At 68.4% G+C, this 22978-nt stretch carries 20 protein-coding genes and 1 tRNA gene; 5 read left to right on the top strand and 16 right to left on the bottom strand.

The features are described 5' to 3' along the window. Positions 1-69 precede the first annotated feature (69 nt). Both coaE and rpsA read right to left on the bottom strand, forming a co-directional pair. Positions 70-1278, bottom strand: coding sequence for a dephospho-CoA kinase (gene coaE / locus AB0368_RS23695; RefSeq protein ID WP_366156112.1), 1209 nt, complete (start codon positions 1276-1278; stop codon positions 70-72). Between the two features lie 164 nt (positions 1279-1442). Then, positions 1443-2960 (bottom strand): 30S ribosomal protein S1, encoded by a 1518-nt coding sequence (gene rpsA / locus AB0368_RS23690; protein ID WP_366156111.1) that lies wholly within the window; start codon positions 2958-2960, stop codon positions 1443-1445. A 424-nt stretch (positions 2961-3384) separates the two neighbouring features. On the opposite strand from rpsA, the gene AB0368_RS23685 reads away from it, so the two are divergent. From AB0368_RS23685 to AB0368_RS23675, 3 genes are read left to right on the top strand one after another with little or no spacing between them, the layout of a single operon-like run. After that, the gene (locus AB0368_RS23685; RefSeq protein ID WP_366156110.1) at positions 3385-4200 is read left to right on the top strand and encodes a class I SAM-dependent methyltransferase; all 816 of its coding nucleotides are present in this window, start codon (positions 3385-3387) and stop codon (positions 4198-4200) included. A 20-nt stretch (positions 4201-4220) separates the two neighbouring features. After that, positions 4221-4427, top strand: a complete 207-nt coding sequence (locus AB0368_RS23680; protein WP_366156109.1) for a DUF2945 domain-containing protein — start codon at positions 4221-4223, stop codon at positions 4425-4427. Next, the gene (locus AB0368_RS23675) at positions 4417-4743 is read left to right on the top strand and encodes a DUF3140 domain-containing protein (protein ID WP_366156108.1); all 327 of its coding nucleotides are present in this window, start codon (positions 4417-4419) and stop codon (positions 4741-4743) included. Before AB0368_RS23680 ends, AB0368_RS23675 begins: the two co-directional genes overlap by 11 nt. 556 nt (positions 4744-5299) lie before the next feature. Here AB0368_RS23675 and AB0368_RS23670 read toward each other — a convergent pair. The 11 genes from AB0368_RS23670 to AB0368_RS23620 all read right to left on the bottom strand — a co-directional run bounded on the left by AB0368_RS23670 (position 5300) and on the right by AB0368_RS23620 (position 17702). Then, on the bottom strand, positions 5300-5644 hold the full coding sequence (locus AB0368_RS23670; protein ID WP_366156158.1) for a metalloregulator ArsR/SmtB family transcription factor: 345 nt from the start codon (positions 5642-5644) through the stop codon (positions 5300-5302). Between the two features lie 803 nt (positions 5645-6447). Further along, entirely contained in the window at positions 6448-9138 is a 2691-nt protein-coding gene (gene polA / locus AB0368_RS23665; RefSeq protein WP_366156107.1) for a DNA polymerase I, read from the bottom strand. Positions 9139-9232: 94 nt separating this feature from the next. Next, positions 9233-9997: an amino acid ABC transporter ATP-binding protein gene (locus AB0368_RS23660; protein WP_366156106.1), complete on the bottom strand. Its 765-nt coding sequence runs from the start codon at positions 9995-9997 to the stop codon at positions 9233-9235. Further along, the gene (locus AB0368_RS23655; protein ID WP_366156104.1) at positions 9994-11010 is read right to left on the bottom strand and encodes an amino acid ABC transporter permease; all 1017 of its coding nucleotides are present in this window, start codon (positions 11008-11010) and stop codon (positions 9994-9996) included. Before AB0368_RS23655 ends, AB0368_RS23660 begins: the two co-directional genes overlap by 4 nt. A gap of 7 nt (positions 11011-11017) precedes the next feature. After that, positions 11018-11926: an ABC transporter substrate-binding protein gene (locus AB0368_RS23650; protein ID WP_366156102.1), complete on the bottom strand. Its 909-nt coding sequence runs from the start codon at positions 11924-11926 to the stop codon at positions 11018-11020. A 32-nt stretch (positions 11927-11958) separates the two neighbouring features. Beyond that, positions 11959-12669: an ABC transporter ATP-binding protein gene (locus AB0368_RS23645; protein ID WP_366156101.1), complete on the bottom strand. Its 711-nt coding sequence runs from the start codon at positions 12667-12669 to the stop codon at positions 11959-11961. Then, on the bottom strand, positions 12659-13426 hold the full coding sequence (locus AB0368_RS23640) for an ABC transporter ATP-binding protein (RefSeq protein ID WP_366156157.1): 768 nt from the start codon (positions 13424-13426) through the stop codon (positions 12659-12661). The genes AB0368_RS23645 and AB0368_RS23640 overlap by 11 nt, the downstream gene beginning before the upstream one ends. Before the next feature lie 125 nt (positions 13427-13551). After that, entirely contained in the window at positions 13552-14697 is a 1146-nt protein-coding gene (locus AB0368_RS23635; RefSeq protein WP_366156100.1) for a branched-chain amino acid ABC transporter permease, read from the bottom strand. Next, on the bottom strand, positions 14694-15644 hold the full coding sequence (locus tag AB0368_RS23630) for a branched-chain amino acid ABC transporter permease (protein WP_366156099.1): 951 nt from the start codon (positions 15642-15644) through the stop codon (positions 14694-14696). Before AB0368_RS23630 ends, AB0368_RS23635 begins: the two co-directional genes overlap by 4 nt. 79 nt (positions 15645-15723) lie before the next feature. Continuing rightward, positions 15724-16887, bottom strand: coding sequence for a branched-chain amino acid ABC transporter substrate-binding protein (locus AB0368_RS23625; RefSeq protein WP_366156098.1), 1164 nt, complete (start codon positions 16885-16887; stop codon positions 15724-15726). 191 nt (positions 16888-17078) lie between these two features. Beyond that, on the bottom strand, positions 17079-17702 hold the full coding sequence (locus tag AB0368_RS23620; RefSeq protein ID WP_366156097.1) for a response regulator: 624 nt from the start codon (positions 17700-17702) through the stop codon (positions 17079-17081). Between the two features lie 133 nt (positions 17703-17835). On the opposite strand from AB0368_RS23620, the gene AB0368_RS23615 reads away from it, so the two are divergent. Next, a tRNA-Leu gene (locus AB0368_RS23615) sits at positions 17836-17912 on the top strand. 280 nt (positions 17913-18192) lie between these two features. Here AB0368_RS23615 and AB0368_RS23610 read toward each other — a convergent pair. Beyond that, positions 18193-18648 (bottom strand): hypothetical protein, encoded by a 456-nt coding sequence (locus AB0368_RS23610; RefSeq protein WP_366156096.1) that lies wholly within the window; start codon positions 18646-18648, stop codon positions 18193-18195. 410 nt (positions 18649-19058) lie between these two features. Here AB0368_RS23610 and AB0368_RS23605 point away from each other — a divergent pair, with 410 nt between their 5' ends. Further along, on the top strand, positions 19059-20408 hold the full coding sequence (locus tag AB0368_RS23605; RefSeq protein ID WP_366156095.1) for a hypothetical protein: 1350 nt from the start codon (positions 19059-19061) through the stop codon (positions 20406-20408). Between the two features lie 28 nt (positions 20409-20436). On the opposite strand, the gene AB0368_RS23600 is transcribed toward AB0368_RS23605, so the two are convergent. Continuing rightward, a complete protein-coding gene (locus AB0368_RS23600; RefSeq protein ID WP_366156094.1) occupies positions 20437-21315 on the bottom strand; it encodes an acyl-CoA thioesterase II in 879 nt (292 codons plus the stop codon). Then, on the bottom strand, positions 21312-22748 hold the full coding sequence (gene pyk, locus AB0368_RS23595) for a pyruvate kinase (RefSeq protein ID WP_366156093.1): 1437 nt from the start codon (positions 22746-22748) through the stop codon (positions 21312-21314). The genes AB0368_RS23600 and pyk overlap by 4 nt, the downstream gene beginning before the upstream one ends. Between the last annotated feature and the right edge of the window lie 230 nt (positions 22749-22978).

Raw genomic sequence — 22978 nt, 5'->3', positions numbered from 1 at the left:
TCCGCCCCTCAGGCCACCTCACGGCCCGCCGGCCGCCAGCGCCGCCACAAGCCGGCGGCTCCCAGTCCCTCAGCCCGCGTCGCTACCCGGCGGCCGCCACCCCGTAGCCTCCGCCCACTCATGCGCCGCTACCGCCTCCGCATCGAACCAAGGCTCCTTTGCCGCGGCATAGCTCTCGACATCGGCACAGGCCGCCACCCACCGCTCCTTGACCGCCGCATACCCCTCCCGAGCCTCGGGCACCGCCCGCAGGTGGTCGCGCATCAGCAGCGCGAAACGCCAGCCGGGCGAGCCGGTCACCCGGACGTGAAGGTTGACGGACCGGCCCGGATCCGCGCTCCCATGCAGCCGCTTGGGCCAGGTCTTGCCCGGTATCCCCCGGGCGTTGTCGAACCACTCGCCCTCCCGCGGCGGCAGCCCGACGCCGGCCAGCGCATCGGCGAGCTTGTCGGCGTGCTGCAGCGTCGGGACCGCCAGCATCAGGTCGATCAGGTCCTTCGCCGGCAGCCCGGGAACGGCCGTGGAGCCGATGTGCCAGATCTCCGCGTCCCGGCCGAGGGCGGGCCGCAGCGCGTGGTTGATCCGGGCGATCAGCCGGGCCGCCTGCCGCGGCCAGGTCGGATCCGGGGGTACGACCTGCAGGGCCGTCTCAGCGGCCGAGCGACGGCGAAGTCGGAGATTCTTCTCGTACGGCAGGAGCCGCTCCCGCCACAACGTCGTCACCCGGCTCGTCAGCTCGTCGAGCCCCCCGTTGTTGTCGATGACCACGTCGGCGGCGGCGAGCCGGTCGGCGTCGGTGGCCTGGGCGGCGATCCGGGCGGTGGCCTGCGCCTCGGTCATCCCCCGCGTCCCGACGAGCCGGGCGATCCGCACCTCCGGGGCCGCGTCGACGACGATCACGAGGTGGTAGGTCGGGACGAGCCCCACCTCGACGAGCAGCGGCACGTCGTTGACCACGATCGCATCGGGCGGCGCCGCGGCGGATAGTTCGGCCGTGCGGTCGCGTACCCGGGGATGGATGATGTTCTCGAGCCGGCGCCGGGCGGCCTCGTCGCCGAAGACGCGGGCGCCGAGAGCGGGCCGGTCGAGCTCGCCGTCGGCGCCGAGCACCTCGGGGCCCAGGGCGGCGACGACCTCCGCCAGCCCGTCGGTCCCGGCGGCCACGACCTCCCGGGCCAGCCGGTCGGAGTCGATGATCACCGCACCGAGTTCCTGCAGCCGTTGCGAGACGGCACTTTTGCCGGCGCCGATCCCACCGGTCAATCCCACCCTGAGCACGGGCCCAGTATTCCGGGTGCATCGGGTCCTGTCAGTGCGGGTTCGGCAGCCTGTGGACAACTGAGAAACCCCGCCCTCCCGGCCGAAGCCGGATGAGCGGGGTTCTCGAAGCCGGAGCTACAGCTCGCCGATCCGGGGACCGGCGAGCTGCGGTGCCGTGGTGGTCAGCCCTTGCCGCCGGCGAGCTTCTCGCGCAGAGCGGCGAGGGCCTCGTCGGTGGCCAGGGTGCCGGCCGGCTCCTCCGCGGCGCGCGCCGGGGCCGACGACGTGCTCGTGGAGGTGGAGGAGGAGGAGGACGACGAGGTCGTCACGCCACCCGCCGGAGCCGGGTTGAGCGCGGCCTCGGCGTCGGCCTCGCGGGACGCCTGCACCTGCTTGGTGTGGGCCTCCCAGCGCTCGCGGGCGTCGGCGTACTGCTTCTCCCACGCCTCGCGCTGCTTGTCGAAGCCCTCGAGCCACTCGCCCGTCTCCGGGTCGAAGCCCTCCGGGTAGATGTAGTTGCCCTCGTTGTCGTACGTGGCAGCCATGCCGTAGAGGGTGGGGTCGAAGTGCTCCTCGCCCTCCACGAAGTTCTCGTTCGCCTGCTTGAGCGAGAGCGAGATCCGGCGACGCTCGAGGTCGATGTCGATGACCTTGACCATGACGTCCGAACCCACCTGGACGACCTGCTCGGGCAGCTCGACGTGACGCTCGGCCAGCTCGGAGATGTGCACCAGGCCCTCGATGCCGTCGTCCACGCGGACGAAGGCGCCGAACGGAACCAGCTTGGTGACCTTGCCCGGCACGATCTGGTTGATCGCGTGGGTCCGGGCGAACTGGCGCCACGGGTCTTCCTGGGTCGCCTTCAGCGACAGCGAGACGCGCTCGCGGTCCAGGTCGACGTCGAGCACCTCGACCTCGACCTCCTGGCCGACCTCGACGACCTCGGACGGGTGGTCGATGTGCTTCCAGGAGAGCTCCGAGACGTGTACCAGGCCGTCCACGCCACCCAGGTCCACGAAGGCACCGAAGTTGACGATGGAGGACACGACGCCCTTGCGGACCTGGCCCTTCTGGAGCTTGTTGAGGAACTCGGTGCGGACCTCGGACTGGGTCTGCTCGAGCCACGCACGGCGGGACAGGACCACGTTGTTGCGGTTCTTGTCCAGCTCGATGATCTTCGCCTCGAGCTCCCGGCCCACGTACGGCTGGAGGTCGCGCACGCGGCGCATCTCGACCAGCGAGGCCGGCAGGAAGCCACGGAGACCGATGTCGAGGATGAGGCCGCCCTTGACCACCTCGATGACGGAGCCGCGCACGACGCCGTCGTCCTCCTTGATCTTCTCGATCGTGCCCCACGCGCGCTCGTACTGCGCACGCTTCTTCGAGAGGATCAGGCGGCCTTCCTTGTCCTCCTTGGTGAGGACGAGGGCTTCGATGTGGTCACCGACCGACACCACTTCCGCGGGGTCCACGTCATGCTTGATCGACAACTCACGAGAGGGGATCACACCCTCGGTCTTGTAGCCGATGTCGAGCAGGACCTCGTCCCGATCGACCTTGACGACGGTGCCTTCGACAATGTCGCCGTCGTTGAAGTACTTGATGGTCTCGTCGATGGCTGCGAGGAAAGCTTCCTCCGAGCCGAGATCGTCGACCGTGACCCTGTTGGCGCTCGAGGTGGCCTCGATGCTGCTCGTCATGTGGACTGTTGCTCCGAACGGATGGTTTCGTGGTGTCTCTGCGCGCCGCGGAACTGCCGCCGGGCACAGCACGAACAACCGGTGATCACGACGCTGGAGCTTGGCGATCAAGCAGAGGCGATCAAGCGAGCAGGATCATGCTGGGGCCGACGACTTGCGGAACCTGCTCCCTGCCGAGGCACACGATCCGCGAGCGCATCGACTAGCTTACCGTGCGCATTACCACAGGTTGCAAGCCCTCCTACGGACCGAGGCACATTGTTCTGGCGAAACCCACCACCAAGGCCGTTTTGTGCCATTTCTGCGCCTCGGAGCGTCGTCCGTCCCGCCCTGCAACGGTACGGACTGAGCCGGCTCCCGTGATCCCGGGCGACCCGGCCGGCCGTCGCGCGAAAGTGTCGTACTCCCCCCGTACCGTGACCCGGTGATCGAACCTCAGCCCACCACCCAGGCCGCGACGCTGCGCCGGGCGGTGACCGACGACGAGAGCCGCGTCGCCAGCCGGCACTGGTGGGACCTGGACGCGGACGACTACCAGGAGGAACACGGAGCCTTCCTCGGTGATGTGGATTTCGTCTGGTGCCCGGAGCGCCTGCGGGAGGCGGACGCGCGTCTGCTGGGCGACGTGCGCGGGAAAAGGGTGCTGGAACTGGGCTGCGGCGCGGCCTCGGCGGCGCGCTGGCTCGACGGGCAGGGCGCCGAGGTGGTCGCGATGGACCTGAGCGGGGGGATGCTGCGTCATGCGCAGCAGGCCTCGGACCGTTCGGGGGTACGGGTGCCGCTCGTGCAGGCGGACGCTCTCGCCCTGCCGTTCGCGACCTCGACGTTCGACGTGGTCTGCACGGCGTTCGGAGCCGTCCCGTTCGTCGCCGACTCCGAGGCCGTGATGCGAGAAGTGGCGCGCGTGCTGCGCCCGGGAGGCAGCTGGGTGTTCTCGATCACACACCCCATGCGGTGGATCTTCCTCGACGACCCGGGCGAGGACGGTCTCCTGGCGGTACACCCGTATTTCGACCGTCGGCCGTACGTGGAGCAGGACGACACCGGAAACCCGACGTACGTGGAACAGCACCGGACCCTCGGCGACCGCATCCGCGAACTGGTCGCCGCCGGGTTCGTCCTCACCGACCTGATCGAACCGGAGTGGCCGGAAGGCCACGACCAGATCTGGGGCCAGTGGAGCCCCCTGCGCGGCAGGCTGTTCCCGGGCACGGCGATATTCGTCAGTTACTTGCCCTGACCGCCGGGCATCTGCAGGTCATGAGCGTGGAAAAGGGTGCCAAGGTGACCTGGAGCAGCCACGGCCAGCAGGTGCACGGCACGGTCGAGAAGAAGATCACGTCGCGTACGGAAGAAGCCGGACGCACGGTGAACGCCTCCAAGGAAGACCCGCAATACAAGGTCAAGAGCGACAAGACCGGAGGCACAGCAGTCCACAAGCCTGGAGCGCTGAAGGATGACAACTGACACCTACACGGAGTTCAAGGACGCGGTGAACATGACCGCGTCGGAGCTCGAGAAGTGGCTCAAGACGGACGAGTCGCGAGAGGTAGGCCAGAAATCCTCCGGCAACGGCGAGTCCGTGGGGCACGACAGCGGCCGGAAGATCATTCAGATCCTGCACACGAAGAAGGCGGACCTGAACGACTCGGACGAGGCCCACATGCGAAAGGTGGTCGGGTACGTCCACCGGCACCTCGCCCAGCGGCCGTCGGGGGACGTGAAGGACACGAAGTGGCGGTACTCGCTGATGAACTGGGGACACGACCCGCTAAAGAAGTAGGCGGCGACTCGACCTGAGGAACCCGGTCTGACCGCGAGCGTGTGTGGGCCGGATTGTTCTGGCCGGTGGGCCCGCGCGACTGTCTCTTGCGGCGGTCGGGCACCCAGCTCTCCCCCGACTGCCGGGCGCCTGGCTCCCTCCCGACTGCTGGCTGGGCGCTCAGCGCTCCCCTGACTCCTGAGCGCTCAGCGCTCCCCTGACTGCCGGGACAGCCAGCTCTCCTCCGACTGTTAGGCAGCGCAGCTGCCCTCCGACTGCCAGGGGTCGCGCTGTTCTCGACCGACTGCCAGGTGGGGCGGGGCTCACTCCGATCGTCGCGAGCACGGGAAGCTCACCTCGACTGCCGGCGAGGCGCCTGCGACCGTCAACGGCTCGAAGCCGTAAGCGGGTCCGCCGGGCGGCGAGGCGCCCACAGAAAAGCTCGGCCACGGTCTTCTCGGACGGGGGCGGCCACGCCTTCTCAGACGGAGGCGGCCACGCCTTCCCAGACGCAGGCCGCCACGCCTTCCCAGACGCAGGCCGCCACGCCTTCCCAGACGCAGGCCGCCACGCCCTCTCAGACGGAGGCCGCCACGGCGCCTACGTCGAGGAGGCCGGCGAGGAGGGCCAGGGCGGCCGGGACCAGGCGGTAGTAGACCCAGGTGCCGCGGCGGTCGCTGTCGACGAGGCCGGCTTCGCGCAGGACCTTCAGGTGGTGGGAGATTGTCGGGCCGGTCAGCTTGAAGGAACCGGTGAGGTCGCAGACGCACACCTCGCCGCCGCCGGCTGAGGCGATCATGGAGAGGAGCCGGAGTCGTACCGGGTCGCCCAGTGCCTTGAACATCGGTGCGAAAGCCCGCGCTTGGTCGGCCTCGAGAGGCCGGCGCACCACGGGAGCTAACGTCCCCGATTGGGATGTCATCTCGATGGAAGTGCTCGGCATGCGCCCACCCTTGCAGAGCGAGGCAAGTTGCAGAGGCCGGAATCCCGACAGCTCGCTCTCCCGCGCCGGATCCGCACTGTGCTGGGCCAGAATGCATTCCCAGCAACACTTCTCCCGCTGCCTGCGCTACGCCGGAGCCGGGGCTGTAGCACCTGTTAAATCCGAGGTGGACGGTGCTGGCGGAACGCAACCCATCGGTCCGGCGCCGCCGCGGTGAGTCGCGGCGATCTATAGCCGAAAGACCCAGGGCGGTGCCCGAATAGGCTGCGAATCACATCTCCGGCGGCCACCCGATCGGGTGTGTTACGGCTCAGGTACTGGGATGCGGCGGCACATACCTGTCCAAGACCCGACGCGGATTGATTGTTGATAGGAGCGAACAGGGTCCGGGCCGTAGGTCGGGCAGGGCTGGGGCCGCGCAGGCTTGGCTAGGGTCTGCAAGCTGCCGCGAGGCGATGGCTGAGCCTGCCGCGAGCCGGGAGTGGGTCCAGCACTGCCGCGAGGCGAGGGCTGGGCCTGCCGCGAGCAGGGACTGGGTCCAGCACTGCCGCGAGCCGAGGGCTGGAGGCTGGGGCCGACGCGAGGCTGGGGCTGGGGCCGACGCGAGGCTCGGGCTAGGGCTGCTGCGGACCCAGGCCGTTGCGAATCAGAAGCCGCTGCACACCACCGAGCTGCTGCACACCACCGAACCGCTGCAGGCCGGAACGGCTGACAGGCAGGGCCGGCTGACAGGCAGGGCCGGTGGCGGCCGGCGACGGAGAGACGTCGCCGGCCGGGAGTGGTCAGTGGTCGGCGCCGTTCCAGTCCTGGCCGAGGCCTACCGAGACCTCAAGGGGCACCGACAGCGGGTACGCCCCACCCATCTCGCGGCGTACGAGTGCTTCGAGGGTTTCTCGTTCGCCCGGCGCCACGTCGAAGACGAGTTCGTCGTGGACCTGGAGGAGCATGCGGGATTTGAGGCCGGTCTCGCGGAGGGCCTTGTCGACGTGGAGCATGGCGACCTTGATGATGTCGGCGGCCGAGCCCTGGATGGGGGCGTTGAGGGCCATGCGTTCCGCCATTTCGCGGCGTTGGCGGTTGTCGCTGCTCAGGTCCGGCAGGTAGCGGCGGCGGCCGAGGATGGTGGCGGTGTAGCCGTCCTGGACCGCTCGGCGGACGACGGCTTGGAGGTAGTCGCGGACGCCGCCGAAGCGTTCGAAGTATTCGGCCATCAGGCCTCGGGCTTCCTCCGCGGTGATGCTGAGCTGGTTGCTCAGGCCGAAGGCGCTCAGGCCGTACGCGAGGCCGTAGTTCATGGCCTTGATCTTGCGGCGCTGGTCGGGGACGACCTCGTCGACGGGGACGTGGAAGACCGACGATGCGGTGGCCGCGTGGAAGTCGGCGCCGGAGTTGAAGGCTGCGATGAGGGCTTCGTCGCCGGAGAGGTGCGCCATGATGCGCATCTCGATCTGGCTGTAGTCGGCCGTCATCAGGGACTCGAAGCCCTCCCCCACGATGAAGGCGCGGCGGATGCGGCGGCCCTCCTCGGTGCGGATGGGGATGTTCTGCAGGTTGGGGTCGGTCGAGGAGAGCCGGCCCGTGGCCGCCACCGTCTGGTTGAACGTGGTGTGGATGCGGCCGTCGTCGGAGACCGACTTGAGCAGGCCGTCCACCGTGGACTTGAGCTTGGCCACGTCGCGGTGGCGCAGCAGGTGCTCGAGCACCGGGTCGCCGGTCTGGGCGAACAGGCTCTGCAGCGCGTCGGCGTCGGTGGTGTAGCCGGACTTGATGCGCTTGGTCTTGGGCAGGTTGCGCTCGACGAACAGGATCTCCTGCAGCTGCTTCGGCGAGCCGAGGTTGAACTCGCGCCCGACCACCTCGTGTGCCGCCTGCTGGGCCGCCTTCACCTCGGCGGCGAAGTGGGCCTCCAGCTCGGAGAGGTAGTGGGTGTCCGCGGCGATGCCGACGTGTTCCATCTCGCCGAGCACGACCTCCAGCGGCTGCTCCACCTCGGCGAGCAGGCGCTGCGAGGCACCGTCGTCGCGGGAGAGCTCCTCGATGAGGGTGTCGGCGAGGTCGAGGGTGGCGCGGGCGCGGAGCATCACATTCTCCTCGGCCACGCCCTCGTCGCCGAGGCCGTCGAGGGTGAGCTGGCCGTCCTCGGGGCCGTCGACGCGAAGCTCGCGCTTGAGGTAGCGCAGGGCGAGGTCGGTCAGGTCGTACGCCCGCTGGTCGGGCTTGGTGAGGTAGGCGGCGAGGGCGGTGTCGACGCGGACGCCGGCCAGCGCCCAGCCGTGGGCGCGGAAGGCCAGCATCGCCGGCTTCGCGTCGTGGATGATCTTCGGGCGGTCGGGGTCGGCGAGCCAGGCGGCGACCGCGTGCTCGTCCGTCTCGTCGAGCGCGGCGGGGTCGAACCAGGCGGCCGGGCCGTCGCCGGTGGCCACCGCGATGCCGGTCAGCGAGCCCGTGCCGCGGCCGAAGCGGCCGGTGACCGCGACGCCGACCGGGGCGGCCCGGGCGTGCTCGGTGAGCCACGCCGCCACCTGGCCGGTGCGCAGCACGCTGCCGGAGAGGTCGAAGCCGGACTCGGCCTCGGGCTCGACGGCCTCGAGGTACGAATACAGCCGCTCGCGCAGCACCCGGAACTCGAGCGCGTCGAAGACCTGGTGCACCGCCTCGCGGTCCCAGCCCTGCCACTTGACGTCCTCGGGGCGCAGCGGCAGCTCGAGGTCGCAGACCAGCGCGTTGATCTCGTAGTTGCGCATGACGTCGGCCAGGTGGGCGCGCAGGTTCTCGCCCGCCTTGCCCTTGATCTCGTCGACGTGCGCGATGATGCCGTCGAGGCCGCCGTACTGATTGATCCACTTGGCCGCGGTCTTGTCGCCGACGCCGGGGACGCCGGGAAGATTGTCGCTGGCCTCGCCGACGAGGGCGGCCTTGTCGCGGTAGCGCTCGGGAGGCACGCCGTATTTGGCCTCGATGGCGTCGGGGGTCATCCGCCAGACCTCGGAGACGCCGCGGACCGGGTAGAGGATCGTGACGTGCTCACCCGCGAGCTGGAACGCGTCGCGGTCACCGGTGGAGATGACCACCTCGAAGCCGGCGTCGCGGGCCTGGCAGGAGAGCGTGCCGATGACGTCGTCGGCCTCGTAGCCGGGCGCCTCCACCACCGGGATGCGCAGCGCCTCGAGCACCTCCTTCACCAGGCTGACCTGGCCCTGGAACGGCTGCGGGGTCTCGGACCGGCCGGCCTTGTAAGCCGCATACTTCTCCGTGCGGAACGACTGCCGCGAGACGTCGAACGCCACCACGATGTGGGTCGGCTTCTCGTCGCGCAGCATGTTGATCAGCATCGAGGTGAAGCCGAACACGGCGTTGGTCGGCTGCCCCGTCTGCGTGGAGAAGTTCTCCACCGGCAGCGCGAAGAAGGCCCGGTAGGCCAGCGAGTGGCCGTCGAGCAGCAGCAAGCGGGGGGTCTGGGCGTCGTCGCTCACGTCCGAGAACTCTAGTCCCGGGGTACGACAACTCCGCCGACCGCCCCGCCTGCCCGGCAACGTTTCCGCCGATCATGACCGGCGGAAACGCCCCTTACAGCACCTTGCTCAGGAATGCCTTGGTGCGTTCCTGCTGCGGATTGCCGATGACCTCCCGCGGTGGGCCCTGCTCGACGACGACCCCGCCGTCCATGAAGATCAGCGAGTCGCCGACCTCGCGGGCGAAGCCGATCTCGTGGGTGACCACGACCATGGTCATGCCGTCGCGGGCGAGGTCCTTCATGACGTCCAGCACCTCGCCGACGAGCTCCGGGTCGAGCGCGCTCGTGGGCTCGTCGAAGAGCATCAGCTTGGGCCGCATCGCCAGTGCCCGGGCGATCGCCACGCGCTGCTGCTGGCCGCCGGAGAGCTGGCCCGGGTAGTTGTCCATCTTCGCGCTGAGACCGACCCGTTCGAGCAGGGCGGCCGAGCGGTCACGGACCTCGGACTTGTGCTCCCGCTTCACCCGGCAGGGCGCTTCCATGACGTTCTGCAGCACCGTCATGTGCGGGAAGAGGTTGAACCGCTGGAAGACCATGCCGATGGCTCGGCGCTGCGCGGCGACCTCCTTCTCCTTCAGCTCGTGCAGCTTGCCACCGCGTTCCCGGTAGCCGATCAGGTCGCCGTCCACGAAGATGCGGCCGGCGTTGATCTTCTCCAGGTGGTTGATGCACCGCAGGAAGGTCGACTTGCCCGACCCGGAGGGGCCCAGGACGCAGCACACCTCCCCCGACTTGACCACCAGGTCGACGCCCTTGAGCACTTCCAGGGAGCCGAACGACTTGTGCACGGCGTCGGCGCGCACCATCTCGTCGGTCATACCGGACGCCCTCCTGGTCCTACGGCGGAAATCGGGCCGCCGCCCTGCTCCGCGGCGATGCCTTGCAGCTTCTGGCGGGCCTTGCCGGCCGCGCCGTATCCCTTGCTGAAGTGTCGCTCGATGAAGAACTGCGCGACCATCAGCACGCTGCAGATGATCAGATACCACATCACCGCGGCGATGAGCACGGGCAGCACCACGAACGTCCGCGACTTGATGGCGCTGAGCTGGAAGAACAATTCGATGTTCACGGGTACGAACGCCACGAGCGACGTGTCCTTGACCATGGCGATGATCTCGTTGCCGGTGGGCGGCACGATCACTCGCATGGCCTGCGGCAGTACGACCCGGCGCAGCACCTGACCACGGGAGAGGCCCAGCGCCACGGCGGCCTCGGCCTGGCCCTCGTCGATCGACTGGATGCCGGCGCGCACGATCTCGGCCATGTACGCGGCCTCGGACAGCCCCAGCGCGAGCATGCCGGCGACGAAACCGGCGAGCAGGTCACTGGCCTTGATGCTGTAGAACTGCCCGTTGAAGTTGTCGATGCCGAACAGCTGGCCGATCTGCTTGTCGAACGGCAGGCCGAAGCCGACGCGCGACCACAGGATGTTCAGGTTGCCGAAGAGCACCGCGAGCACGAGTCGCGGCACCGCCCGGAAGAACCAGGTGTAGAGGAAGGCCACGCCGCGCAGGATCGGGTTCTCCGACAGCCGCATGACGGCGATGATCACGCCGAGTACCACGCCGATGAGCATCGACGTGACGGTCAGCAGCAGCGTGCCGCGCAGACCCTCGAGCACCGGCCCGGTGAACATGACACCGTGCTTGCCGGGCTCGTACGAGGAGAAGATGAACGACCAGCGGAACTGATCGTTCGTGACCAGCAGGTGCACGAACATCGCGGTGAGCACCGCGAGTACGGCGATGGCCAGCCAGCGTCCCGGATGCCGTACGGGCACGGCCTTGATGGCCTCCGGCCGTGCCCGTTCGGTCGTCGTCTGGTCGCTCATCCGCGGATCAGGAGGCCTGCGGGTTCAGGGCCGGGTCGGTGATCCCACCGGCCTGGACGCCCCACTTGCTGAGGATCGACGTGTACGTGCCGTCGGCGATCAGGGACTCGAGCGCCTTCTCGATGACCCCGCCGAACTCGGCCTGGTCCTTCGGCAGGACGTAGCCGTACGGCGCCGAGTCGTAGATCTCGCCGGCTAGGACCAGCTGGCCGTTGGTCTGCTGGACCGCGTACGCGCAGACCGGCGAGTCGGCCAGCATCGCGTCGTCCTTGCCGGTCACGACGGCGTTGGTGGCGTCGCTCTGGGCCTGGTACTGGTCGATGGTGATCTTCGCCTTGCCGGCCTCGGTGCACTTCTTCGACCGGGCCGTGATGTCGTCGACCTGCACGGTGGCGGTCTGCACCGCGATCTTCTTGCCGCAGGCGTCGTCGGCGTTGATCGTGGAATCCTTCTTCGCCGCCCACTGCGTGCCCGCGGAGAAGTAGGAGACCATCGTGGCCTCCTTCATGCGGTCGGCGTTGACGGTGAACGACGAGACGCCGACGTTGTACTTCTGGCTGGTGACGCCCGGGATGATGCTGTCGAACGAGGCGGACTTCCACTCGGTCTTCAGGCCCAGCTTCTGCGCGACCGCGTCGAACAGGTCGACGTCGAAGCCCTTGACCGTCTTGCCGTCGGCGTCGAGGAACTCGCTGGGCGCATACGTGGAGTCCGTACCGATGGTGATCTTTCCGGCGGACTTGATCGCGGCCGGGACCTTGTCGGCGAGGGCGGTGTCGGCCGAGGCCGACGGCAGGGGGGTGCCCGAGCCGGTGTCGTTGCCGGACTCCTCGCCGCAGGCGGACAGGGACACGGTCATCGCCGCCGCTATGGCCAGGCCGAGGATCGCCCGGTGGCCCGATGAGATACGGAACATCGTCAAATACTCCTTATTGCGGGGGGTGTGGCTCAGGCAACGCCGAGGTAGGCGTCCTTCACCGAGGAGTCGTGCAGCAGTTCGGCGCCGGTACCCGACTTCACGATCCGGCCGGTCTCCAGCACGTACGCGCGGTGGGCGCGCGACAGCGCCTGCTGAGCGTTCTGCTCGACCAGCAGGACCGTCGTGCCCTGCTGGTTGATCTCGACGATGATGTCGAAGATCTGCTGGATCAGCATCGGCGCGAGGCCCATGGACGGCTCGTCGAGCAGCAGCAGCTTCGGCCGGCTCATCAGCGCGCGGCCGACCGCGAGCATCTGCTGCTCACCGCCGGACATCGTGCCGCCGACCTGCTTCTCGCGCTCCTTGAGCCGCGGGAACAGGGTGAAGGCCCGGTCCATGTCCTCTTTGATCTCGGCGCGGTTGCGGCGGGTGTAGGCACCCATCTCGAGGTTCTCGCGCACGGTCATGCCGGGGAAGATGCCGCGGCCCTCCGGCGACTGCGAGACACCGCGGACGACGCGCAGGTCCGCGCGCATCTTGGTGATGTCCTCGCCGTTGAACCGGATGGAGCCCTGCGCCACCGGGCGCAGGCCCGAGATCGCCTTCATCGTCGTGGTCTTGCCGGCGCCGTTGGCACCGATCAGCGCCACGATCTCGCCCTCGCCGACGGTCATGCTGATGCCGTGCAGGGCCTGGATCCGGCCGTACAGCAGCGTGATGTCCTGCAACTCAAGCAGCATCGGTCGGGACCCCCAGGTACGCCGCGATCACCTTCGGGTCGTCCCGCACCTCGGCGGGCGTACCCTCGGCGATCTTCTTGCCGAACTCCAGCACCACGATCCGGTCCGTGACGCCCATGACGAGGCGCATGTCGTGCTCGATGAGCAGGACGGTGACCCCGGTGTCACGGATCTTGCGGATCAGGGCGAGCAGCTCGACCTTCTCCGCCGGCGTGAAGCCCGCCGCCGGCTCGTCGAGGCACAGCAGCGTCGGGTTGGTCGCCAGGGCCCGGGCGATCTCCAGCCGGCGCTGCTCGCCGTACGAGAGATTCCGGGAGACCTCGCCCGCCCGGCGCTCGATGCCCACGAAGCGCAACAGCTCTAGGCTCTTCTCCCGGCCGGCCCGCTCCTCTTTCCAGAACCGGGGCAGCCGGAAGAGCGCGCCGATCACGCTGGTCTTGTGGTGCGCGTCCGCGCCCACCATGACGTTCTCCAGCGCGGTCATCTCCGGGAAGAGGCGCACGTTCTGGAAGGTACGGGCGATCCCGCCGCGGGTGATCTCGTGCTTCTTCCGGCCGACGATCGACTCGCCCTGGAAGCGGATCGCGCCGCTGGTGGGCCGGTAGACGCCGGTCATCGCGTTGAAGCACGTGGTCTTGCCGGCGCCGTTCGGGCCGATCAGGCCGAAGATCTCACCCCGGCGCAGGCTGAAGCTGACGTCGTTGAGCGCCACGACGCCGCCGAAGCGCAGCGTGACGTTCTCGACCTCCAGCAGCACGTCGCTGGCATGCCCTGCCGGCCCTTCCGGTGCCGCCGAGGCGGTGCCGCCGGTCGGGGCCGGCTGGTCCACCGGGCGCGCGTTGGCGTCGTCGAGCTCCTGCGGAGTCTCGATGTGTGGCTCGCTCACTGGGGAGCCACCTCCTTCTCACGGTCCTTGAGCTCCATCGCGCGACGGCGGCTCGGGATCAGGCCCTGCGGCCGGAAGATCATGATCGCGATGATCACGGCACCGAAGATCGCGAACCGGAACCCGAACAGGTCCGTGTGGAAGATCGGGTCCTGGATGCCCCGGAGCCGGTCCGGGATGTACGAGATCAGCGCGCCGCCCAGGATGGCGCCGAAGATGTTTCCGGAACCACCCATCACGACGCCGGCGAGCACCAGGATCGAGAACTGCAGGATGAACGTCTGCGAGTTCATGAAGCCCTGCTGACCGGCGAACATGACGCCGCCCAGGCCGCCGATGAACGCGCCGATGGCGAACGCCCACAGCTTGTACTTGATGGTCCGGACGCCCATGATCTCGGCGGCCTCCTCGTCCTCGCGGATCGCGAGCCACGAGCGGCCCACCCGGCTGCGGTCGAGGTTCCGGACCCCGAGGATCACCAGGATGATCACCGACAGGCCGAGCCAGTAGTACGGCGTCGCGTCGGCCACACCGAAGATCGGCTTGCCGGAGGCGTACGTGCCCGGCGGGTGCGGGATGTCCGAGAAGCCCCGGTCGCCCCGCAGCGTCTCCGAGCTCGTCGCGGAGATACGGATGATCTCCGCGAAGCCCAGCGTCACGATCGCGAGGTAGTCACCGCGCAGCCGCAGCGTGGGCCAGCCCAGGAGCAGGCCCGAGATCATCGCGACCGCCAGCGCGACCGGGATGGCCGCGACCCACGCCCACTCGGTGTGCAGGATGCTGTCCGGCGAGGTCAGCATCGCGACGGTGTACGCACCGACCGCGAAGAAGCCGACGTACCCGAGGTCCAGCAGGCCGGCGAACCCGACGACCACGTTCAGGCCGAGAGCCAGCAGAACGTAGTAGGACATGTTGAACAGGGCGCTCGGCCAGTCGATGCCCTCGGTGACGATCTGCGGACCGATGAGGGGGACTTGCGCCACGTACGGCAGCAAGTAGGCCAGCACCGCGAACACGATGACCAGAACCGTACGGACGGCCCAGTGCTGGCGCCCGAACCAGCCGCGGACACCGCCCGAGGTCCGCCAGTTCTTCTTGTCCGGCGCCTCCGCCGGAACCGTGGTAGTCGCCTCGGTTGTCATGCGCGTGCCCTCCCGAGAGACTCGCCCAGCAGGCCCGTCGGGCGGACCAGCAGGATCAAAACCAGCAGCACGAACGACGCGGCGTGCAGCCACTGCGTGCCGAACAGGCTGGCCGCGTAGTTCTGCAGCACGCCCAGCATCAGACCGCCCAGCAGAGCGCCGCGCAGGTTGCCGATACCGCCGAGGACCGCGGCGGTGAACGCCTCGATGCCCAGCAGGAAGCCGGCGTCGAACCGGGTGACACCGATCTTCAAGTCGTACATGACGGCGGCGACACCCGCCATCAGACCACCGAGCAGGAAGACCAGCGCGATGACCCGGCTCTTGTTGACGCCCATCAGCGCAGCGCTGTCCGGGTTCTGCGCCACGGCGCGGATGCCGCGGCCGAGCCGCGACCGGTTGATGAAGCGGTCGAGCACGAACATCATCACGAGCGCCAGCACGATGATCAGAATCTGAAGATTCGTCACGTGCATGTTGCCGATCACGAAGACGTCGGTCGGCCGGATCAGCTGCGGGACACCAGTGATGTTGCGCTTGGTGATCACGCCGACGGTCTCGGAGATGAACAGCGAGGCGCCGATCGCAGTGATCAGGAACGCCAGCGGGGGTGCGTTACGGCGGCGGAGCGGCCGGTAGGCCACCATTTCGACGCCGAGGGCGGTCAGACCGGAGATGAGGATCGCCGCCACCAGGCCCAGCAGCAGGTAGCCGAGGACCGCGAACACGTTGGGGGTAGCCGAGTTCTGGTCCAGCCCGAAGAATCCCCACACGATGAGACACGCGTAGGAACCGAGCAGGAAGACCTCGGAGTGCGCAAAGTTGATCAGGCGAAGCACGCCGTAGACCAGGGTGTAACCGAGCGCGAACAGCGCGATGATCGCGCCCTGCGCCAGACCCGTGATCGTGAGCGGCCCGATGTCCTGAATCAGACCGGAGAAGTTCACAAGGGGCTCCTGAAACGAAGAAGTCGGTGCGGCCGGAGATCATCCGGCCGCACCGGCCCTACAGAGAGTTACACAGAAATCAGGAGGTCTTGATTTCCTGGTCCGCGATGGTGTTGCCGGCCTGGTCGAACTTGAACGCCCACACCTTGATCGAGGCCGGGTCCAGCTCGCCGGTCTGCGTCCACTTGTACGTGTTCGCGATACCGGTGTAGTTGGCCGTCGACAGGTAGGTGTTCAGCTTGTCCGGGGTCGTGTTGCCCGCGTCGATACCCGCCAGGAAGACGTTCGCGGCGTCGAACGCCACGTCGCTATACGTACCGGCGTCGACGTTCCACTGCTTCTTGTAGTCGGCGACGAACGTGCCGCCCGCCTTCTCCGGCGGGGAGCAGGGGCACGTCACGATCGTGCCGACCGCCGCCGCGTTACCCGCGGCCTTGGCCAGGCCCGGGTCCTTCATGCCGTCGCCACCGAGGAGGACGCCCTTCCACCCGGCAGCCGTCAGCTGCTTCCGGATGAGGCCCGCGTTCTGGTAGTAACCGCCGTAGAACATCGCCGTCGCGCCCGAGGACACGACCCGCTGCACGACCGCCGAGAAGTCGGTCTGCTTGCCGTCGGCCTCGGTCTTGTCGGTCTTGACGACCGCGCTGCCCAGGGTCTTCTTCACCACGTCGGCCAGGCCGGCGCCGTACGCGGACTGGTCGTCGGCGACGAAGACCTTCTGCGCCTTCAGCACGTCCTTGATGTAGTTGGCCGCCGCCGGGCCCTGCGAGTCGTCGTTCGCGACCGCGCGGTGGAACGTCTTCCAGCCGTTCGCCGACAGCGAGACGCGGGTCGCCGACGGGGTGATCGTCGGGATGCCAGCCTCTTCGAAGATCGGGTCGGCGGCCTCGGACTCGCCCGAGAACGGCGGGCCGACGATGCCGAGGATCTTCTTGTCCGCGACCAGGTTACGAGCGACACCCGGGGCCACGGCCGGCTCGCCCTGCGAGTCGAACTTGGTCACCTCGATGCACTTAGAGCCCTTCTTGGTGTTGTACTGGTTGATCGCGAGCTCGAAGCCCTGCTCGATGTTGACACCGAGGTTGGCCGCCGACCCTGTCAGGGCGCCGAAGAACGCGATCTTGTAGCCGCAGTTACCACTGGCCGAGTCGTCAGAGCTGCTGCTGCTGTTGCAGGCAGCGGCACCGGCGACAAGGCCGATCACGGCCAGTCCACCGATGGCTCGTGCGAGAACCTGCCTCAAGGTTGGAACCCTCCTCCATACCGAACCCACCGAGCCACCGCAGGTCGATTGGCACTTGCAGTGCTCCACGACACAACGCCGCCCGTCATGGGGCCGGACGCTATCCCAACTCCTGGCCAGGGGTAAGGGTTCACACGGGCATTCACCGAACCGTTACGTGCGGTGATGCTCACACCGAGAAGGTGTAACAGTCAGGCAGTATCCGCGGGGGTGCCGGACGACTCCTCACCCTCCGCGAGAATCCGGTCGGCAACCTCTCGCATGGTCATCCGGTGGTCCATGGCGGTGCGCTGGATCCACTTGAACGCCTGCGGCTCGGTCATCTGGTACTTGGTCATGAGCTCGCCCTTGGCCCGTTCGACCGACTTGCGGGTCTCCAACCGGTCCGTCAGGCCGGCGACCTCGGACTCCAGCGCGGCGATCTCCGAATACCGGGAGAGCGCGATCTCGATGGCCGGGACGAGGTCCGACTTCTGGAACGGCTTGACCAGGTACGCCATGGCACCGGCGGCCCGCGCACGCTCCACCAGGTCCCGCTGGCTGAAGGCGGTGAGGATGACGACCGGGGCGATCCGCCCGCCGGCGATCCGCTCGGCGGCCGCCAGCCCGTCCATGATCGGCATCTTGATGTCGAGGATGACCAGGTCCGGCGTCAGGTCCTCGGCCAGTCGCACGGCGGTCTCGCCGTCACCGGCCTCCCCGACGACGTCGTAACCCTCCTCCACGAGCATCTCCGCCAGATCCAGCCGGATGAGCGCCTCGTCCTCGGCGATCAGAACCCGCCTGCGCTCGGCACCCGCCTGCGTGTCGGCCACGGAACCCCTACCCCCACCACTCTGCGAAGACGCGACACCCGGGTATCTGGGTGTCACCCCTGACAGCGTAGTGGGTAGTGTGTGTCCTGCTCGTATCGCCGTGGCCAACTCGGCCCCGAACCGGGCACGGCTCGTCCCCGTAGACCAATCGGCAGAGTCGATGGACTCAAAATCCATTCAGTGTGGGTTCGAATCCCACCGGGGACACCAACCAGATCACATGGCCCGGCAACGTCTCGCAGGTTAGCGCAAACCTGGATGCCCAGGCTCCAGGCTTCTCGCCAGCATCCTCGTACCCGACTCCCTTCACCCCCTCGGGCCATGTACGCCGCGAAGATCGGATGTGTGAGAGTGCAGGATCGACTCCACGCATCTGCACAAAGCCCAAGACGCCAGTAAGCGGCGCCCTTCGAGAGGACGCCGCTCGCAATCTAGCCGAACCAAGTCAAATACTCATTTCACCCAAAGCAGGGGAGGTGAGAATTCGACGTCAGGAAATACTAAAGCTACGCGATACCGCACTGCCACAGCTTGTGTAATTCACGGCTCCGGCGATTTTCTGAGCCCGGCACGCGCGAATGGTGATGTATCCTGATGTATTCCCGCCAAGCTGAGAAATGTCGAAGTAGAAATACTTCGTTTCTCCTGAATGGCAGCCGTTGAACGCGTCGACGGATCGAGATGCCTGCTTCGATCCACCAGCATAGACATCCGCCAAGGTACCTGCCGACTTACTGTCACACTTCGTGTCCATCGCACCCAAGGCGAGTTCCAGGTTGCCCGAGGCGTCTACGTTCGCACTACCCGTACCGTAAGCGGAGCTGGCCGACCAAATTGTATTAGCCTGCGCCACGCCAGGCAGCAAGGCGAGTACCGCAGAGGTAGCGCCCACACTTGCAATGACACTCTTCGCAAATCTCAAAAGTTTCCCCGTCTCACTGGTCACATCAGTGTTGATCGCTGCAGCATGATCACGGTAGCCAAACCGCCCTATCTATGCAAGACCACATCGAGGCTCGTTTGTCACATCAATGACAGACCGCCTCGCAGAGGACGCAGCGCAACTCCGACACCGCCGGTAAAGGCGTTGCTTCAGTCCCCGTCGAATGTTTGAGAGACTTCTTGCAGCCAGAGATGCGGGTCCACATGCTGGCCCTCGCCGCAATCGTCGGATGGAACGACTACTCATCGCAACGTTGGTCGAGCCGCGGGTCACCAAGACGACTAAGCCCCTCATTAACCGCAAGTGACCACGCGTGCAGGGGGCTCGTGGGCTCGCAGCAGCGAGTTGCCGAAGGACGCCCGGGCTACCTAAATTCCCCAAATCTCCGGTCGTCGCTTGCGTGGGGTGCTGTCATGGCAGTACCAGAACTGCCAGGAGGCTTCATGTTGTGGTCCGGCTCGTCGCCCCTGACCGTCGTGCGTAACGGGATGTGGGCGCTGCTTCTGCTGACCGGGGTGGCATGGCTGGCGATCGGCTGGAGCGTGCTGCGGCTGGAGCCCGCCGACATCGGGGACGTCGCCGGGCCGGTGCTGCTCTTCGCCGCCGCGACCGAGGTGGTGCGGGCCGTCGCCGGGTCCCGGACGTGGTGGCTGAACGTGGGCATGGCGCTGTTGTTCGCGGCGACCGCCGCGGTCCTGATGACCGACCGCGCCGATTCGTGGACCACGCCGGCCGCGCTCATCGGGTGGTATCTGCTGGTGCGCGGCGCCGCCGACATCGCGATCGCCATGCAGCCTTCGGTCCGGCGGTCGGACGGGAGCCGGGAGACCGACCGGGTGTGGGGGCTGCTCACCGTCGTCGGCCTGGTGGAGCTCGGGCTGGGGTTCTTCGCCGCCGGCTCCTTTGCGCGTACGGCGGAGATGGTCACCGTCATCCTGGGCGGCGCGGCCGTGATCAGGGGCGTCGCGGATCTGGTCTCCTCGTTGCGGCTGCGGGAGGCGTCGGCGGTGGCGCGAGCGGAGCAACTGCTGGAGTTGCCGCCGGAGCGCGCAATCGGCGTGGCCGGGTACGCGGCAGGCATCACGGACTTCGAGGAGGTGCCCCCGCGGGGGTCCCGGCCTCGGCACCGGGCCGAAGCGCGTGGCTCAATGTCCGGATTATCCGATCTGTCCGGTCCGCAGCCGGCCGGGACCGCGTTCGGGCCGATGTCTTCGGCGGGATCCGCGACGATGTCCGGGGCGGAGTCAGGCGCGGGCAGTTTCCACGACGAGGTGCTGCGGACCACCGCGGATCTGGACGCCATGCTGGCGCTGGCCGGAGTGACGGGTTCGGCCACACCGGGCGCCGCGGCGCAGGCGGCCGAGGCGGTGCAGGTCGAGGTGCCGGACACGGCCGAGGGGGCCGAGCTGCCCGGTCCCGCGCAGATCGGGGCCACGCCCGGACAGCCGGAGGGTGCGGCATCGGCCGGCCCGGAGGCGACCCAAGCTCCGGGAGTGATGCAGGATCAGGGCGCCCGGACCGTCGCGATGCCGATCTGGCAGGACCGGCGGGACGTGCAGGACCCGGCCCAGGTGGCGGCCGCGGCCCAGCCGCCGGCCGGCGGGCACGCCCCCACGGGCGGTCCGGCCGCAGGTTCTCAGCCGCAGGGCGACGGGCCGGTGCCGCCGCTGCCGCTGCTGGACCCGGCGGCACACGCGGCCCGTGCCGCCATGCCGGGCATGGACGACACGTCGGTGATCACGCGCGGACGGCTGGTGGACTGAGCGTCCCTGCCACCGGACGCCGACCGGGTCAGGCGCCGACGCGGCGCAGCAGGCCCTCCTGGACCGCGCTGGCGATGTGCACCCCGTTGCGGGTGAACATGCGCCCGCTCGCCAGCCCCCGGCTTCCGCTCGCCGACGGGCTGACGCAGTCGTACATGATCCACTCGTCCGCCCGGAACGGCCGGTGGAACCACAGGGCGTGGTCGAGGCTGGCCCCGATCACGCCGCCCGGGCCCCACACCTCGCCGTGGAACGACAGGACCGAGTCCAGCAGCGACAGGTCCGACGCGTACGTCAGGGCGCACGCGTGGATCAGCGGGTCGTCCGGCAGCGTGCCGTTGATGCGCATCCAGACGCGCTGCTGCTCGGCGGCGTCGCGGTCGCCCGGGGGCACCCAGCCCGGCGTGCTCACGTAGCGCACGTCGATCGCCTGCGGTGCCGCGGCGAAGGCCTTCTTCCGATGCGGGTACTTGGCGACCCAGTCCTGCATCGTCGGGGTCTCCTCCGGCCCCTGCACTCCCTCCGGCGGCGGCGAGTGGTGGTCGAGGCCCTGCTCGGTCACCTGGAACGACGCCGACATGAAGAAGATGGGCTTGCCGTGCTGCTGGGCGGTGGAGCGGCGTACGGAGAACGAGCGCCCGTCGCGGATCGTCTCGACCGTGAAGTCGATGGGGACGGTCGGGTCGCCCGGCCGGACGAAGTAGCCGTGCAGCGAGTGCACGTGGCGATCCGGGGAGACAGTGCGTCCCGCGGCCACGAGCGCCTGGCCGGCGACCTGGCCGCCGAAGACACGCTGGGCACCGACCTGCGGGCTCTCCCCCTGGAACCGGGCCTCGTCCAGCTGCTTGAGGTCGAGCACCTCGAGCAGCTGGTCGACGGCGGCCTGTCCGTGCAGTGGCGCACTCACACGGTGCCCGGGTCCACGAGCGAGCCGAGCTGGTGTACCCGCAGGGTGTTGGTGGAGCCGGGCGCGTTCGGCGGGCTGCCGGCCACGACCACGACGTAGTCGCCGGGCTTGGCCAGGCCGAGGCCGAGCATGCTCTGGTCGACCTGGCGGAACATGTCGTCGGTGTGCTCGACGAAGTCCGTCAGGAACGTCTCGACACCCCAGGAGAGCGCGAGCTGGTCGCGCACCTCGGGCACCGGCGTGAAGGCGAGCAGCGGCAGCTCACAGTGCAGCCGGGAGAGGCGGCGTACGGTGTCGCCGGTCTGGGAGAACGCGACGAGCGCCTTGGCGCCGATGTTGCGGGCGATGCGCGAGGCCGCGACGGTCAGCGCGCCGCCGTGGGTACGGGGGTCGTGCTGCAGCACCGGCACGCCGAAGGCGCCGCTCTCGGTGGTCGTGACGATCTTCGCCATGGTGCTGACGGTGAGCACCGGATACTTGCCGACGGAGGTCTCGCCGGAGAGCATCACCGCGTCGGCGCCGTCGAGGACCGCATTCGCCACGTCGGAGGCCTCGGCGCGGGTCGGGCGGGAATTCTCGATCATCGAGTCGAGCATCTGGGTCGCCACGATGACCGGCTTCGCGTTCTCGCGGCAGAGCTGCACGGCGCGCTTCTGCACCAGCGGCACCTGGTCCAGCGGGAGCTCGACGCCGAGGTCGCCGCGGGCCACCATGACGCCGTCGAACGCCATCACGATCGCCTCGAGGTGGGTGACCGCCTCGGGCTTCTCGACCTTGGCGATGACCGGGACGGTCTTGTTCTCCTCGGCCATGATCTGGTGCACGAGCTTGATGTCGTCGGGCGAGCGCACGAACGACAGGGCGACCAGGTCGACGCCGAGCCCGAGGGCGAAGCGCAGGTCCTCCTCGTCCTTGTCGCTCATCGCGGGAACGCTGACCGCGACGTTGGGCAGCGACACGCCCTTGTTGTTGGAGACCGGGCCGCCCTCGGTGACCAGGCACCGGATGTCGTTGCCCTGCACGGCGGAGACCTCGACGGCGACCTTGCCGTCGTCGATGAGGAGGCGGTCGCCGACCTTGACCTCCTCCGGAAGCTTCTTGTACGTGCACGAGACGCGGTCCGGAGTGCCCAGGATGTCGTCGCTGGTGATGGTGACGACGTCACCGGTGCTCCACACGTGCGGGCCGTTCGCGAACTTGCCGAGGCGGATCTTCGGCCCCTGCAGGTCGGCGAGCACGGCGACGGCGCGGCCGGTCTGCTTCGCGGCGGCGCGGACCATGTCGTAGATCTTCTGGTGGTCCTCGTGGCTGCCGTGGCTGAAGTTCAGCCGGGCCACGTCCATGCCGGCCTCGACCAGACCGAGCATGCGCTCGGTGGAGGCGGTCGCGGGACCCATGGTGCAGACGATCTTTGCGCGGCGTGTCACAGCCATCAGGCTAGTCTCTCTTTCGGATCGGCCCGCTGGCCGATCCCCGTCATGGGGATGAACGACGAGTGGCGCCGCCCGGAAAACCGCCTCGGGCGCGCTTGCTCGCAAAATCGGTGGCGGGCGTCAGCGACCGCAATCGCCCCCAGCTTATCCGTCCGCCTCGGGCCGCCGCGCACAGATGCCCCGGCAGGGGTACGGGCAGACGACAGCGGCCCGCCCCCGGAACGCGGGAA

This window comes from Actinoplanes sp. NPDC051475 (assembly GCF_040689425.1).
Taxonomy (GTDB): Bacteria; Actinomycetota; Actinomycetes; order Mycobacteriales; family Micromonosporaceae; genus Actinoplanes.
The sequence above is the reverse complement of the archived record's forward strand: the minus strand, read 5'-3'. Positions and strand labels throughout refer to the sequence as shown.